The sequence below is a fragment of the Mastigocoleus testarum BC008 genome (genome assembly GCF_001456025.1).
Classification (GTDB): Bacteria; Cyanobacteriota; Cyanobacteriia; order Cyanobacteriales; family Nostocaceae; genus Mastigocoleus; species Mastigocoleus testarum.
Genome location: NZ_LMTZ01000035.1, coordinates 130,400 through 146,898, shown reverse-complemented (window position 1 = coordinate 146,898; position 16,499 = coordinate 130,400). Strand labels below are relative to the sequence as shown.

The following is a 16,499-nucleotide window of genomic DNA, read 5'->3' as shown; positions in this document are numbered from 1 at the left end:
TTTAACCCAGTATAATTTTTTCAATTTATAGATATTAACGCGGGTAGAACAAGATGATGATACCCGAGGTAATTTTTTTTCTTTTTTTTAATTGCGCTCATGCAGTCATTGCAATGTATCTCCTAAATCATAATTAACAAATTTCAAATTTACTGCGGAGTGGTAAAAATAACGACTCAAAATCTCAGGGTATAGTTTATGAAAAACAAACAAAACAATCAAGAACAAAATATGGCATTTATCAATAATTCCTCCGAAAGTAACAGCCAGGGACAAAGGTGGTTAGTGGAGGAAAGGGATGCCTGTGGTGTAGGCTTTATTGCCCATCGTCGAAATCAAGCCAGCCATGGAGTATTGCTAAAAGCTTTGGCTGGGTTAACCTGCTTAGAACACCGTGGGGGTTGTAGTGCAGATCGGGATTCTGGTGATGGGGCAGGCATATTGACTGCTATCCCCTGGGACTTGTTCCAAACTAATTTAACCGCAGATAACATAAAACTTCCACAAGACTTGAGCAAAGTTGCGGTAGGAATGATATTTCTCCCAACCGACAAACAAGCAGCACAAATAGCAAAAACAACTTTTGAAACAGTTGCATCGGAAGAGAAATTAACTGTTTTGGGTTGGCGAACTGTACCTGTCGACCCTCAAGTTTTGGGAGTACAAGCAAAAGAAAACCAACCCCAAATAGAACAAGTTTTTTTATTAAGTAATGACAAAAGCGGCGATGACCTAGAAAGGCAGCTATACATTACTCGCGGTCGCGTTGTCAAAGAAATTCGCAGTTTAAATCAAGAATCTTTAACAGACTTCTATGTTTGTTCGCTGTCAAGTCGAACAATTATTTACAAAGGTATGGTTCGTTCTGCTGTATTGGCAGAATTCTATGCCGATCTAAAAGATCCACAATATATAACTGCTTTTGCAGTTTACCACCGTCGTTTCAGTACTAATACTTTGCCTAAATGGCCACTTGCCCAACCAATGCGTTTATTGGGACATAATGGTGAAATAAATACTTTGGTGGGTAACGTAAACTGGATGATGGCAAGAGATACAACACTCAATCATCCTGTTTGGGAAGAGCGTTTAAATGAACTGAGACCTTTTGTGCGGATGGAAAATAGTGATTCCGCAACTTTAGATAATGTATTCGAAGTTTTAGTGCGTTCCGGACGTAGTCCCTTGGAAGCTTTGATGATCATGGTGCCGGAAGCTTATCAAAATCAGCCGGAATTGAAAGATTATCCAGAAATTGTTGATTTTTACGAATACTACAGTGGGATGCAAGAAGCTTGGGATGGTCCAGCTTTACTAGTCTTCAGTGATGGACGAAAAGTTGGAGCAGCCCTAGATCGTAACGGTTTAAGACCAGCTCGTTACTGCATCACCAAAGATGACTATATCGTTGTTGCTTCAGAAGCCGGCGTTGCAAACTTTCCAGAGTCCGAAATTGTTGAAAAAGGAAGACTTGGACCGGGACGCACGATCGCGGTAGATTTAGAAACCCAGGAAATTTTAAAAAATTGGCAAATCAAACAGCGCATAGCTCAGAAATACCCCTACAGGGAATGGTTGAGTCAATATCGCCAAGATCTTAATGGCTTAGTTGAAAGTAAACACAAAAATAATGGCAATGGTAATGGTAATGGTAATGGTAACGGTAGTCGAGGAACATTACATCCCAATATCGACCGAAAAACTTTACTGAGAAATCAATTTGCCTTTGGATACACCACAGAAGATGTGGAAATGACGATCCAAGAAATGGCTACAAATGCTAAGGAGCCTACTTTCTGCATGGGTGACGATATTCCCCTAGCGGTATTATCAGAAAAACCTCACTTACTATATGACTATTTCAAGCAAAGATTTGCTCAGGTAACTAATCCAGCCATCGACCCACTACGGGAAAAGCTGGTGATGTCATTAAAAGTAGAAATTGGTGAAAGGGGCAATTTACTGGCTCCAAAACCAGAATACGCCCGCAGAATTAAGTTAGAGTCACCAGTAATTTCAGAAATTGAGTTAGAAGCAATTAAGAATTCAGATTTTACAACAGTAGAACTGTCAACATTATTTGATATTACTGACGGTCCCCAAGGCTTACAAAAAGCAGTTGAATCGTTGCAAGCGAAAGCAGCAGAAGCAGTACGCTCAGGAAGTAAAGTACTTATCCTCACAGAGCGTGTCGAGCAAAAATGTGCTATTGATGCCGATCGTACTTATATTCCACCCCTACTAGCTGCAGGTGCAGTGCACCATCACTTAATTAGGGAAAGACTACGAATGCAGGTATCTTTAGTTGTTGATACAGCTCAATGTTGGAGTACCCATCATTTTGCTTGCTTGATTGGCTACGGTGCAGCAGCGATTTGTCCCTACATGGCATTAGATACAGTTCGAAATTGGTGGGAAGATCCAAAAACCCAACAATTTATGGAACGTGGTAAAGTACCGACTTTAAGTTTGGAAGAATCTTTGAGTAACTATCGTCAGGCTATCGAGGCTGGATTACTCAAAATTCTTTCAAAAATGGGAATATCACTACTTTCCAGCTATCAAGGAGCACAAATTTTTGAAGCTATTGGTATTGGAGAAGATTTGTTAGCAATGGGCTTTCGGGGTACGACTTCACGGATCGGAGGTTTAAGTATTAGTGACTTAGCCCAAGAAGTATTGAGTTTTCATCGTAAGGCTTTCCCCGAACTAAGTCTGAAAAAATTAGAAAATCTGGGTTTTGTTCAATATCGTCGTGGTGGTGAATATCACATGAACAATCCAGAAATGGCAAAAATGCTACATAAAGCTGTCGCCACGAAAGATTACGACCATTACAGCGTTTATAAACAATCTTTACAGAATAGAAAGATTACTGCTTTGCGGGATTTACTAGATTTCCAAAGCGATCGAGATTCTATTCCTTTGGAAGAAGTTGAACCGGTGAGTGAAATTCTACGTCGCTTCTGTACGGGTGGAATGTCTTTAGGGGCACTTTCAAGAGAAGCCCATGAGACTTTAGCGATCGCTATGAATCGAATTGGCGGTAAATCTAATTCTGGGGAAGGTGGTGAAGACCCGGTACGTTTTAAAGTTTTAGATGATGTGGATGATTCTGGAAACTCCCCCACATTACCCCATTTAAACGGTCTACGGAATGGAGATCGAGCTTGCAGTGCCATTAAACAAGTTGCTTCGGGACGTTTTGGTGTTACCCCAGAGTACCTAATGAGCGCCCAGCAAATTGAGATTAAAATTGCTCAAGGTGCTAAGCCAGGAGAGGGAGGACAGTTACCAGGTAGAAAAGTCAGCCCTTACATTGCCATGTTGCGGCGCTCTAAGCCGGGTGTAACGCTGATTTCACCACCTCCCCACCATGACATTTATTCCATTGAAGATTTAGCACAGTTAATTTTCGACTTGCATCAAATTAATCCCCAAGCCAAAGTCTCGGTGAAGTTAGTAGCAGAAATTGGTATTGGGACAATTGCTGCTGGGGTTGCGAAAGCAAACGCCGATATTATCCAAATTTCCGGTCACGATGGTGGAACAGGTGCTTCGCCCTTAAGTTCAATTAAACACGCTGGTTCTCCTTGGGAATTGGGACTAACGGAAGTACATCGCGTTCTAATGGAAAACAATTTGCGCGATCGAGTAATTTTGCGGGTTGATGGTGGTCTTAAGAGCGGTTGGGACGTGTTAATGGGTGCTTTAATGGGCGCAGAAGAATTCGGTTTTGGTTCCATCGCCATGATTGCTGAAGGGTGTATTATGGCGCGGATTTGCCATACCAATAATTGTCCTGTGGGTGTAGCTTCCCAGAAAGAAGAATTACGCAAGCGTTTCCCTGGACTTCCCGAACAAGTTGTTAACTTCTTTTACTTTATTGCTGAAGAAGTTCGTTCTTTACTTGCAAAATTTGGTTACCGTTCTCTCACAGAAATCGTCGGACGTGCAGATTTATTGGTACCTCGTTCGGAAGTTGAGTTAACCAAGACCCAATCCCTTAACCTTAACTGTTTATTACAGTTACCTGAAACTAAAGCTGATCGTAGCTGGTTAAAGCACGAAGAAGTACATAGTAACGGTGATGTATTAGATGATAAACTACTCAAGGACGCAGATATTCAAGCTGCAATTCAAAATCAATCTAGCGTCACCAAATCATTTGTTCTAGTTAATACTGATCGAACTGTTGGTACTCGTTTAGCAGGAGTAATCGCAGCGAAGTATGGGAACGATGGCTTTGAAGGAGAAATTAATTTGAACTTCAAAGGTAGTGCGGGTCAAAGCTTTGGTGCTTTTAATCTTCCGGGAATGATTCTTACTCTCGAGGGTGAAGCCAACGATTATGTTGGTAAAGGTATGAATGGTGGTGAAATAATTATTAATCCTCCAGTTGATGTCACTTATGATCCCTCACAAAATGTAATTATCGGCAATACCTGTATTTACGGGGCTACCGGTGGTATGTTATTTGCTCAAGGTCTAGCAGGAGAAAGGTTCGCTGTACGAAATTCTAAAGGAACAGCTGTAATTGAAGGAGCCGGGGATCATTGTTGCGAATATATGACTGGTGGTGTAGTTGTGGTTCTAGGTAAGGTTGGACGTAATGTTGCTGCAGGAATGACTGGTGGTTTAGCATATTTTCTAGATGAGGATGGCAATTTCCCTGAATTAGTCAATCAAGATAATGTCAAAGTTCAAAAGGTAATTACCGCTGCAGGTGAAAAGCAACTCAAAGATTTAATTCAAGCCCATTGCAATCGAACAAACTCCGCCAAAGCCAAGAAAATTTTGCAAAATTGGCAAGAGTACTTACCCAAGTTCTGGCTTTTGGTTCCGCCTTCCGAAGCTGAAAGACCAGAAGTAAATCCTCAAAAAGTCAAACAGTTAAGTTCTGTGTAAAGTAGCTAAAAAACTAAGAGAGACGTAGAATTACTACGTCTCTACGAAGTTTTAATACAGGAATCTACCCTTAAAGAAGAAGTTACAACGATTATTCAATCAAAGTATTACTGCTTGTTTTGTTTTTCCAAAAATGTTGTAAGTATTTTTACATTGGGAATAATCAATCGAAATCAGTGGTTTAATGTATCAATAGGGAACAAATTGTTTATATTAAATTTCGCTTTCTTGCAATTAAAAATCACAAAACAAAATCACAAAACAAAATCACAAAATTTTAATAAATCGAAGTAATCTTTATTTTTTTGTAGATGCTACTTGTTGATGTTTTTCTTTAAGTTCTAATAATTCTGGAATAGTCACGAAACGGTAGCCTTGCTCCTGATATTTTTTAATCATCGTCGGTAGAGCAGCTACAGTATTAGAGCGATTTCCACCACCATCATGCATTAATACTATCCCACCAGGAGTAGACTGTCCCATTACGCGATCAATCAAAGTTGATGGTGATTGACGTTTGTAATCTATCGAATCAGCAGACCACATAACTACGGTATAGTTTTTACTTCTAGCATAAGCTGCTAAACCATTGTGTAATTTTCCTCCTGGTGGTCGAAATAAGGTTGTTTTCACACCAGTGGTTTCATAAATCAAATTACTGGTGCGGTCTATTTCAAATGCAGCAGCCTGTTTATTAAAATAGTGATACCAGTGGTGCCATGTATGATTTGCGATCGTATGACCTTCATCTACTATCCTTTTACCCAAGTGCGGGTAAGTTTGCAACATTTGCCCGACTACAAAAAATGTACCCTTAACCTGATTTTTTTTTAGAATATCTAGTATTTGTGCAGTATATCCCGGCCAAGGTCCATCATCAAAAGTTAGAGCAATTACTTTATGTTCGCTAGAAAGTTTTGCTGAATTAATAGTTTTGCCAAAAAAAGTTTTTGGTACGGTGTGATATAAACCTTTTCCTCGTGCTTCTTTTTGCCAAGTAGCTAGCATTGCTAACTTGAAATATTCAATTTGTTTCTGAGTTTGTGGCTTAGCTAACAGCTTTTCTGGGCTCGCATCTACAGCATTAGTACTCCCCAGTTCAAAAAGACTTGGTTTAATTGGCATAATCCAACTTAAACTAAGAGTACCACCTAATGCTGCCAGCCCAATTAGTATACTTTGGGGCCAAGCAAAGAACTTATTCTTCTCCACTTCATAACTCCTTCAAGGGTGTAAACGTCAGAAGTTTGACTGGCGGTTGGTGATAATTACAGATCCATATAGATAAATACTCATTGATTGTCTGATAATCCAGAAATTAACAGATTTCATCAACAAAGAGCACAAAAGGAGGTTAGTTGATTTTACGGACTTTGTTTATGTCTAAGCATCACAAAAAGTGAGATTAAAGCAACGGAAAACTAATATTTTTTGAGAGGATATTAAATATTATTGAATGCAAAATATTACCTTCATCATTGACAATGTATATTTTAGTATTACCTCAGAATATTACTGTTAAAGACAAAGTTAAATTTATACCTAAAGATAATTTGATTTTTCTTGATTTAAACTAAGCAAAAGTTAACTATTAGCTTTATTATTCTTAGTACTAATACTCTCGAAATATCATTATTTTTACTTTATCAACATCAAATAAATTAGTACTAAATAATGCATTATTAGTACTTGTTTTTTTATAATTGATGAATGGTTCAAAAAACTAAATATTTGAACACGACAAGAACAATTTTTAAGGAAATATTAAATTATTAGTTTATATTTCCAGGGTTAGTTCCTTACAACCCTACATTATTGATATTACACTCTAGATATTTGTGTTGACAGTATAAATACTGAAGTTTATCTCGACTGACAACCCTAGCGTTCCACAAGATAATTATAACAAATAATATCATGCTTGTATAATTAAGCATAAAATACAATGTGTCTAATACAACATTTTATTCAGTATTTACTTAACATCAAGTCAGTATAAACTTTGTGTGTAATTTTGAATATTATACTGTGTGCCACCAGTATAATTAAAGACCCAAAATAGGAAAAATAAATAATAAATTAAAGTAACTTTCTACAGGCAAATATTTCGCTGAAAAACATTAATTTTAAAGATTCTTCAGTCAGTTTTAATGGGATGCGTATTTAACCTTAGGTATTGTAAATTCTACGAATAGGTAATAACTCCGGTAACAGTACAAACATTCTAGCGGGAAAACTGCAAAGTATTGAAATAGCTAATAATGATGCAGTTTGTAATTGGTTTATGAAATAACTTTTATAGATAGTAACCATTGTCAGTGGGATTGTAAGTCTCCGATCCCCGAATTCTAGTCCTCAATCCCCTGATTCTTCCTTGAGTGTCCCAAGCAATTTATAGTGGAGTTGTCTTTTCATCTGATAAGCAATTGTGAAAGCGATTACACTTCTTGGTTCAACAGGTTCTATTGGTACCCAGACGTTAGAAATTGTAGCTCAAAATCCAGAAAAGTTCAGGATTGTGGGAATAGCAGCCGGACGGAATGTGGAAATGTTGGCTGCTCAAATTAAGCAGTTTAAGCCCATTATTGCAGCAATTTTTGCTGAAGAAAAGTTACCCGAGCTAAAAGAAGCTATTAAAGATGTCGATCCGCAACCTATTTTACTTGCGGGAAATGAAGGAGTAATAGAAGTTGCCCGTCATGGTGATGCAGAAACTGTAGTTACAGGAATTGTTGGTTGTGCGGGTTTGCTACCGACAGTTGCTGCAATTGAAGCTGGTAAAGATATAGCTTTGGCAAATAAAGAAACCTTAATTGCTGGGGGTCCAGTCGTTCTACCTTTAGTAGCAAAGCATGGTGTTAAACTATTACCTGCAGACTCCGAACATTCAGCAATTTTTCAATGTTTGCAAGGTGTACCGGAAGGTGGTTTGCGGAAAATCTTATTAACTGCTTCTGGTGGTGCTTTTCGCGACTGGGAAACTGAAAAATTAGCACAGGTTACAGTTGCAGATGCCCTTAAGCATCCCAATTGGTCAATGGGGCGAAAAATTACTGTGGACTCTGCCACTTTGATGAATAAGGGTTTAGAAGTAATTGAGGCACACTTTTTATTTGGGTTGGACTATTCTAACATTCAGATTGTTATTCATCCTCAAAGCATTATCCACTCCCTCATTGAATTACAAGATACTTCTGTTTTGGCCCAGTTGGGTTGGCCGGATATGCGCTTACCTTTACTATATGCTTTATCTTTCCCCGAACGTATTTATACTGAGTGGGAAAGGTTAGATTTAGTAAAAGCTGGAAATTTAACTTTCCGCGAACCCGATCATCAAAAGTATCCTTGCATGAATTTAGCTTATACTGCGGGTCAAGCAGGTGGTTCAATGCCAGCAGTATTAAATGCTGCAAATGAACAAGCAGTAGCCCTATTCTTGGAAGAAAAAATTAAGTTTCTAGATATTCCCCGCAGTATAGAATTAGTTTGTGACCGTCACCGCGATCGCAATCGTTTGAATCCAACCTTAGATGATATTTTGACTGCAGACCGGTGGGCAAGGCAAGAAGTTTTACAGGTTACCCAAGAGTTAAAATCTTCGAGCGATGTAATTTCTTTACGATGAATTCTCGATTGCTGACAATTGTTGAGAATTTTGAGGAAATTTAATATCCAATTTGTTATTTGGTTTATAGTGCCGGAGCGCTACATCCCACGACCTTTAGGGCGCGGGAGTGTCGACCAACCATAATATCCAAACATCAATTTTTAATGTAGAGACGTAAAGCACTGAGGGTGACCGTAAGGTCATGGTTTTGCGTCTTTACAAAAATTATACAGTCGGTATCATAACGCACAAGACAGATAGGGTATTTTAGAAGTAATATGGCTTTACGCTTTAGAACGAGGAAACTACTTGTTTTGTATTCTCTGTTTCAGTTGGAATTCCCAATTTGTGTAGTGGATGGGCTTAACAAGCCGAAAATATAAAATAGATCGGCACACTCAGTAACCGAAAAACAATAGCAGATACTTTTTGATTTCGAAGTATATCTATGCATTGAAAAGTATTTGACATAATATAGTTTTTTACATCATTTTTCTTATTTATCTGAAATATTATTCATTACATATAAAATATCCCAAAAATTGCTATTTTATCGTATATATTAGTACTTGAATTTAAACTCCTAATTCTAGTGATGGCGAGCTGTATACCAGCCACATTATTTTAGATTGATGTCTCCTAGCCTAAGAGCGACAATATATAGCTTAGTGAGCAGGGCGATTATTGGGGCTATTATACAAGGAATATAACTCTATGATTATTCTGACTTTCATAGTCGCTTGGATTGTCTTTACAATATTGGTTAAAGTAGTTAAGACTACAGTAAAACTAGCTCTAACTGTTGCTGCAATTATTGTTTTATTAAAGATTGGATTTGATATTAGTCCTTTTGATGTTGTGGGTTACGTATTTGAATTCTTACAAAAGGTATCCGGAGCAATTGAAAACAACGATGCCATTAAAGACTTAATAGACACTAATAATTAAATTACTCCACAATACAAGTACTGAGGTAAAATAATCTATATATTTAGTATCAAATGACATATAGGTTCCCTATGAATATTTCTTATTCCTAATTCAATATTCCTGACTCAATATTTTGAATTCAAAATTGTTAATTAATTTCACTCAGATACCAAAATGAAATTCCAAAATGAAACTGCCAGAATCCCAATATACAATTAAATGCATTTATTCCAAATTGTAGTTAATAAACAATCACTTTTCCATAATTCATAATTTTGCACCACAATAATAATTTAAGGGTATAAAATTGTGTCTTAGTACCGAAAAACACATCCAAAGTAATATTTTTTTTGTAAAGTGGGCACAGCCCACACCACATCATTTGAGAAAGTTCCCTTACAGTAAATTTTTCAGGAATTAGGGACTAAATATCTAGCCTATTAAATTATTTAGCCAATGAAGTTTAGCAAATAAATTATTTTTTTGTGGTTCCTGAAATTCTTGCAAGTGCATCCTTTACATTTGCAGGTAACTGACGCATAATTTTACCCTTTTCGCGATCTAAAGCTACCAAGGTTACCCGAGCAGTTAAATATAGTTCTTGTATATCGGCAGAAGTAATAGCATAATCCCAATTAATCCTTACACCCGTTACTTCAGCCATACGAGTCTTAACCATAGCAGTAGTCCCTAGTTTTAAAGACTGGTGATAGCGTATAGAAAGCTCAACAACCGGTAGATCGCAGCCCAAAGCAACTAGATCTTCATAATTAACCCCTATCGAGCGCAAACATTCTATCCTTGCTTCCTCCAGCCAAGCAACGTAAGTACCATGCCAAACAACACCAAGGTAATCCGTATGGTGAGGTTGTACTCTGATGGGATATTCAAACCAGTCATCAAATGCTTGATGTGAAATACGATCTATGGCGCTAGTAGGTAATTTTGGTTGCTCTGTTTTTTCTTCCAACATAGTTAAGTTGATTGATAAGTGCTATATGTATTTAACAACTAAAATATTAAACAACAAGAGAGTTAAGACTAACAAATTTCATTCCTAAAGTGAACTTTATATTTACAGAAATTCACTACACCTAATAATGACTTTTAGACAACAAATTAAAGTAAGTTACATAAAGTTTACATCGCGAAACACAAGTATATTTAGCAACATATAATAAAGCACTAGTATTGATGAAAAAACTTATAAAATGCCCTATAGGGGTATTGAAAAAATAACTCAAACAATATTTAATACATAGAAGATTGCGTATTAGCTACAGTATTTTTTGTTGGTTTATATCACTAATTAATCGAAAAATTATGCATATACCAGATGGTTTTGTTTCTCCATCTGTAGCAGCAGCTACAAGTTTGGCAAGTGTAGCAGTATTAGGTTTGGCATTAGGACGCTCCAAAGAGGCTTTTGGTATTCGTCGTGCCCCTGTATTAGGTTTAACTACAGCCTTTATCTTTGCAGCGCAGATGATAAATTTTCCTGTAGCTGGCGGCACTAGCGGTCATTTACTAGGTGGAGCATTAGCAGCGATTGTTTTGGGTAGTCCTTGGGCTGGTGCATTGTGTATTGCTACTGTTTTAATTATTCAGGCGGTATTATTTGCTGATGGCGGTATTACAGCTTTAGGAGCCAATATTTTTAATATGGCTGTAATTGGAGTTTGGGTAGCATGGATATTAACTCAAACTTTGCAACGATTGCTGGGTGGGTCTAAAAGTCGTTTACCTCTTGCTGGTGGAATTGCGGCTGCATTAAGTGTAGTCGCGGCGGCAATTTTTGCAGCAATTGAACTTAGCATATCCGGTACTGGAAAGGTAAATATTGTTTTACCAGCGATGACTGGTGTTCATATCTTGATTGGTATTGGAGAAGGATTAATCACCGGTGGAGTATTAGCCTATCTTTCTCAAGCTAGACCGGACCTATTACCAGGAGAAGAGAAACAAGTTCGCGGTTGGGTAGTTCCAGTTATCAGTATTTTATTGATTGCGGGAGTGTTATCTTTGTTTGCTTCGGCTTGGCCCGATGGTTTAGAAAGGGTGGCTGAGGACAACGGATTTATAGGTCTAGCAGATAACGTGCGAGTATCTTTACCCACACCATTTTCAGACTATACATTTAATGGTAATGAGGGAGTAGGTACTAGCATTGCTGGAGTTTTAGGGTCGGTTGTTTGTTTTGCTGTAGCTTTTGGAATTGCCAAAATTGTTAAACCAAAGAATGCTTGATCGAGTCTCTCTATCATTAAAATTACATTTGTCGCTGATTATCGTAATTGGAACAGCTTTACTAAAATTAGGAGCTTGGTACTGGCTCCTATGTTATGGGGTAATAGCAATTTTATGGGCTATTTTCTTGCAGGCTAATATCCGCAAATTAACAGGATTGTTAAGTCTAGAATTAGTCTTTCTATCTGTAATGGCTTTACCTTTAGGGTGGGAACGAGCAAGTTTTTTACTGGTTCGTTCTTTAGTTTGTCTGGTAACTATGAATAGCTTTTTGCTAACTTTACCTCCCCATAGCTTTGGTATCGCCCTTAAAGATTTGCCACTACCCAAAGCCTTCAAAGAAAGCTTACTTTTAGCTGGGCAGTACTTAGAAATATTGTTGTTAGAAGTAACTCGAATGCAGCGTAGCGCTAAATTACGTGGTTTGGGAGGTACAGCTGGCTGGATTCGTTACACCAGTGCGGCGATGATTGGAGCCTTTTTTCTTCGCAGTTTAGACCGTGCTGAAAGAGTTCATGCTGCTATGGTAGCTCGCGGTTACAATGGTCAACTTCCAGTAAATTCTGGACTAAGAACAAAAGAACGTTTTACTTTGTTTGTCAGTAGTACAATGGCAATTAGTTTAACTGTAGGTTCTTATCTCCTCGATTGATTACGAATTCACACTCGAACAGCAATCAAGGCTTAGGATTTAGGGTCACTACTTCTGAGGACTTACTTTACTCTTCCCAAGAATTTAGAGTTTATTAGAAATTTTCTGTCAGTTTTGGCGATCGCACATCACTTTTACGGATATTCTAACCACATAAACTGTTATTTTTTCTCAATTAGTGGTTTATTTTCTAATTTCTTGTTTTTCTATTTTCGAATTTCAGGATTAACTGGTCTTCAGACTCTTGCTTTCGAGTTATTCATCTTCATTGTTATTTGTCTTCGCATTACAGGAGCGCCCTTTCGGGGGCGTTTTGTCCTGATTAACTTCACCTCATTAGATCGATCGAAAGAAAACTCAAAATGTCACAATTAACCACCTCAAAATCAATCACCTCAAAACCAGAAGTGATAGTAGAAAAATTAGTTTATGCTTATTCCAAACAAGAGCCTATCTTAAGGGAAATTTCTTTCAACTTGTATGCAGGGGAAAGAGTCGCGTTAATGGGTGCTACTGGCTCTGGTAAAAGTACTTTGTTAGAAAACCTTATTGGCTTAAAAGAACCAACTTCTGGAAAAATCTGGATTCGCGGTACTCCTGTAGAAACGAAAACTTTACCAGAAATACGGAGTTATATTGGCTTTTCTTTTCAAGATGCTAATGACCAATTATTTATGCCGACAATTTTAGAGGATGTGGCATTTGGACCCCGGAATTATGGGGTACCAGCAGCTGTTGCTGTGGATAAAGCCAGAAAGTTATTAGCAGATTTTAATTTAGAAGCTTATGCTAATCGTTCGGTACATGAACTTTCAGGGGGACAAAGGAGATTAGCTGCTTTAGCAACTATTTTAGCTTTAGAACCAAAAATTCTCATATTAGACGAACCAACTAATGGTTTAGATCCTAAATGGCGGCGAAATTTGGCTGAAGTGCTGATAAATTTACCAGTAGAAGTAATGTTGATTGCCTCCCACGATCTGCATTGGCTTGGCAAAATTACACAGCGAGCTTTAGTCCTATCGAGAGGACAAGTTGTTATAGACAAAGACATAAAATTGCTTTTACAAGATGGTGAAAGCTTGGAGGCAGTAGGTTTACCCTTAGACTGGTAGAATTACTCGACTATAAAATTACTATTTTTTTATCATAGGCAGTAAAAATACTGATCTAATAAGGTGGCAAGGAGCAGGGGATAGTATGGGGGATAAAGACTTTTTGCCTAATTTGTTTCTCAAACCTCTTCCTGCTCCCAAGCTTCCTTTTGTCTGCCCATAAAAGTGAACATTTATTTTAAAATACACATTTTATCAACTCGACACCTAAAACCGAGGTAGATTAAATACATGAGTGCTAATGTGTAAAATTACTCTACTCTTGGTTATGATAATTTCAGTATTATTTAATATAGAAAATTAATGTCTATTCGGATTTTATTTAAAATTATCACTCCCCTGAGTTTAAGTCTGACCTTATTAGTTGGCGCATGTGAAGAGACTAAAAAAGCACAATGCCAACGCTTAATTCAAACAGTAGAAGAAGGAACATCCTTAGTACAAAGCAAGAAAGGATACCAAGTTGTCACCAGCTTACAACTAGCTCAAGATTTAGATAAAGTCGCTGAGAAGTTGGAAAGGCTTAATCTAGAAGACCCAAAACTCCGAGAATATACAAATAGTTTTGCTCAGGTTTTTAACAATATGAGTCGAGAAGTGGATAAAGCTGGTAAAGCATTAGGTGCTTCAAAAGTAGCAGAAGCTTCAAAATCTGGTCGAGGGAAAATACGTAAGGCACGTAAAGATATTAAACTAGCATTAAATACTGCATCAAAATATGCGAAGCAATCAGATAGGTTGGAAATAGAGATCGGAAATTATTGTAAGCAAGAAAAATAGTTTCTTAGATAATTCTTGAAGTTTTTTCAGTATTAATACCCTCGTCATAAACTAGCACTATCGCTAGTATCATTTGCAACATTTTTATGTAATATTTTCCTGATGAATACTAATTTTATCTGTCACAGGAAATAGTGGATGTTAGTAAATTGAAATACAACTAATGAGCAATATTGGCTTGTTGATTGCGAGCGTGTTAACAACAGGAATCCCATCAGCAAAGGAATTACCATATTCACCACAAGTAGAAGCTTCTTTTGAGGAAGTATCAGAACAGCAAAATCAACAATTAGAACATAAAGAAGTAAAACAAGAACAAAAAAAACCAGAGATTCAATCTTCTCAAATAGCTCCTCCGGAAACACTCGAGCCAGATATGAGTGGTTCCAATATCACCTTGAAAATTGAAGAGGAGGAAAATTTACCTCAAATCATTACTCCAGAACAAAATTTACTACACAGCACACCTCCAGTGAGTGGGGTTCAAGAGTTGAGACAAAGAACTAATGGTGATGAGTTTTCTGTTTCTAACTCTTTCTCTTCAAGAAAAGTTGAAATTCAAGAGAAAATACCAGAAATATCAGATTTTGAACGGGTATCAGAAGTCAAAAGTCAAGACCTAAGAGCTAAGAACGAACATTCAGTACTTAAAACAGAAAACCCAAAATTCCTAATTTCTAAACTTACATCAGTATCACAGCTAGATGATGTACAACCTGATGATTGGGCTTTTGGTGCTTTGAAGTCTTTAATAGAGCGTTATGGTTGTATCTCAGGGTATAAAGATAGAGCTTATGCTGGAAATCGTGCGATAAATCGCTATGAATTTGCTGCTGATTTAGCAAATTGTACGGAAAAAATTAATCAGTTGATAGCTGACAATACTAACGAAGCTGTTACAGAAAAAGATTTACGCTTGCTACAAAGACTAAAAACAGATTTTCAACGAGAGTTACAACAGCTAAAAAAACGGATCGAATATTTTGAAGAAAGAGTTACACGCTCAGAAGAAAATAATTTTTCTCCTACCACAAAGCTATTTGGACAGGCAATTCTTAGTTTACAGGGTAACAATAATCCAGAAGTAGATTTATTTCCTCGGGATGGGGAAACAGAGCGTCAAGCAAAAAGCAGCCTGAGTTTCAACAATAGCGTACAACTAACTTTAGCTACTTCATTTACTGGTAAGGATTTACTGCTGACTGGCTTATCCACAGGTAATTTAGGTTCCTCAGCACCTCTCGTATTTAATAACATGGGACGTTTGGGTTATGAGTCTGATACTGATAATGATGTAGTTTTAAACGAATTATCTTATCGCTTTGCGGTCTCAGAAAATCTAGGGTTTGTTATTGGAACTGCAGGAGTTAATTCTATTTCTACATTTAGGGGAATTAATCCTTTGGAAGGTTCTGGAGAAGGAGCTATTTCTTTATTTGGTCAACGCAACCCAATTTTGACCATTGGTAATGGTAGAAGTGGAGTTGGTTTTGATTGGCAAATTAGCGATCGCGTGAGTTTGCAAGCTATTTATAACACTGAAGTTGCATCTTTCCCCGGAGCTAATAGTGGTGGTTTATTTAATGGTAGATATAGTGCTGGAGCTCAATTAAGTTTAGCTCCTACCAATAATTTAAATATTGGAATACATTATCTCTACTCCCATTCTCCCGATGCTCTATTAGGTACGGGAATTGGAGACGCTCAGTTAATTTCCCCTTTTGCACCTGTGACAGAGTTTGATACTCAAGCAGTCGGTGCGACGGTAGCATGGCGAATAAGTCCAAACTTGGAGGTGGGAGGTTGGGGTGGTTGGACTTATTCAGACCCGCAAAATATTTCTGGTAACGTACAAACAACTAATTGGGCTATTTTTGCAGCTTTACCTAACTTGGGAAAAAGCGGTAATTTAGCTGGTGCGATCGTTGGACAACCACCAAAAATCACTTCCAGTTCTTTACCTGATGGTTTTAATTTTCCGAATTTTTCTGATGGTGGTACGGTTGGTGGACGCAAAGATACATCACTTCACCTAGAGCTTTTTTATCGCGCCCAAGTGAACCAAAATCTTTCTTTAACTCCTGGCTTTTTTGTAGTTTTTAATCCCGACCATAACAAAAGTAACGACCCTCTAGTGGTTGGTGCACTCAGAGCGACATATCAGTTTTAGAGCAGTTAACAGTTGTCAGTTAACAGTTAACAGTTAACAGTTAATAGTTAAAAATCACTCGTTACTCATCACTGATTACCCATTACCAAT

General features: G+C 37.5%; 10 protein-coding genes. 8 read left to right on the top strand and 2 right to left on the bottom strand.

The window, feature by feature from the left end:
* Positions 1 to 198 precede the first annotated feature (198 nt).
* The gene (gene gltB, locus BC008_RS07415; RefSeq protein WP_027840922.1) at positions 199 to 4,908 is read left to right on the top strand and encodes a glutamate synthase large subunit; all 4,710 of its coding nucleotides are present in this window, start codon (positions 199 to 201) and stop codon (positions 4,906 to 4,908) included.
* Between the two features lie 297 nt (positions 4,909 to 5,205).
* Here the strand turns inward: gltB and BC008_RS07410 are convergent, their stop codons facing one another.
* A complete protein-coding gene (locus tag BC008_RS07410; protein WP_027840921.1) occupies positions 5,206 to 6,120 on the bottom strand; it encodes a polysaccharide deacetylase family protein in 915 nt (304 codons plus the stop codon).
* A 1,216-nt stretch (positions 6,121 to 7,336) separates the two neighbouring features.
* On the opposite strand from BC008_RS07410, the gene BC008_RS07405 reads away from it, so the two are divergent.
* Together BC008_RS07405 and BC008_RS07400 are read left to right on the top strand one after the other, a co-directional pair.
* On the top strand, positions 7,337 to 8,533 hold the full coding sequence (locus tag BC008_RS07405; protein ID WP_027840920.1) for a 1-deoxy-D-xylulose-5-phosphate reductoisomerase: 1,197 nt from the start codon (positions 7,337 to 7,339) through the stop codon (positions 8,531 to 8,533).
* A gap of 696 nt (positions 8,534 to 9,229) precedes the next feature.
* Complete coding sequence (locus tag BC008_RS07400; protein WP_321170070.1) at positions 9,230 to 9,463, top strand: hypothetical protein; 234 nt, start codon at positions 9,230 to 9,232, stop codon at positions 9,461 to 9,463.
* A 457-nt stretch (positions 9,464 to 9,920) separates the two neighbouring features.
* Here the strand turns inward: BC008_RS07400 and BC008_RS07395 are convergent, their stop codons facing one another.
* Entirely contained in the window at positions 9,921 to 10,418 is a 498-nt protein-coding gene (locus BC008_RS07395; RefSeq protein WP_027840919.1) for an acyl-CoA thioesterase, read from the bottom strand.
* A gap of 350 nt (positions 10,419 to 10,768) precedes the next feature.
* Between BC008_RS07395 and BC008_RS07390 the strand changes: the two genes are divergently transcribed.
* The 5 genes from BC008_RS07390 (at position 10,769) to BC008_RS07370 (ending at position 16,409) form a co-directional block, all read left to right on the top strand.
* Positions 10,769 to 11,692, top strand: coding sequence for an energy-coupling factor ABC transporter permease (locus BC008_RS07390; RefSeq protein WP_027840918.1), 924 nt, complete (start codon positions 10,769 to 10,771; stop codon positions 11,690 to 11,692).
* Positions 11,685 to 12,344 (top strand): energy-coupling factor transporter transmembrane component T family protein, encoded by a 660-nt coding sequence (locus BC008_RS07385; protein WP_036264478.1) that lies wholly within the window; start codon positions 11,685 to 11,687, stop codon positions 12,342 to 12,344. Before BC008_RS07390 ends, BC008_RS07385 begins: the two co-directional genes overlap by 8 nt.
* A 362-nt stretch (positions 12,345 to 12,706) precedes the next feature.
* Positions 12,707 to 13,459 (top strand): energy-coupling factor ABC transporter ATP-binding protein, encoded by a 753-nt coding sequence (locus tag BC008_RS07380; protein WP_027840916.1) that lies wholly within the window; start codon positions 12,707 to 12,709, stop codon positions 13,457 to 13,459.
* Between the two features lie 303 nt (positions 13,460 to 13,762).
* The gene (locus BC008_RS07375) at positions 13,763 to 14,239 is read left to right on the top strand and encodes a hypothetical protein (protein ID WP_027840915.1); all 477 of its coding nucleotides are present in this window, start codon (positions 13,763 to 13,765) and stop codon (positions 14,237 to 14,239) included.
* A 163-nt stretch (positions 14,240 to 14,402) separates the two neighbouring features.
* Entirely contained in the window at positions 14,403 to 16,409 is a 2,007-nt protein-coding gene (locus tag BC008_RS07370; RefSeq protein ID WP_027840914.1) for an iron uptake porin, read from the top strand.
* Positions 16,410 to 16,499: the final 90 nt, after the last annotated feature.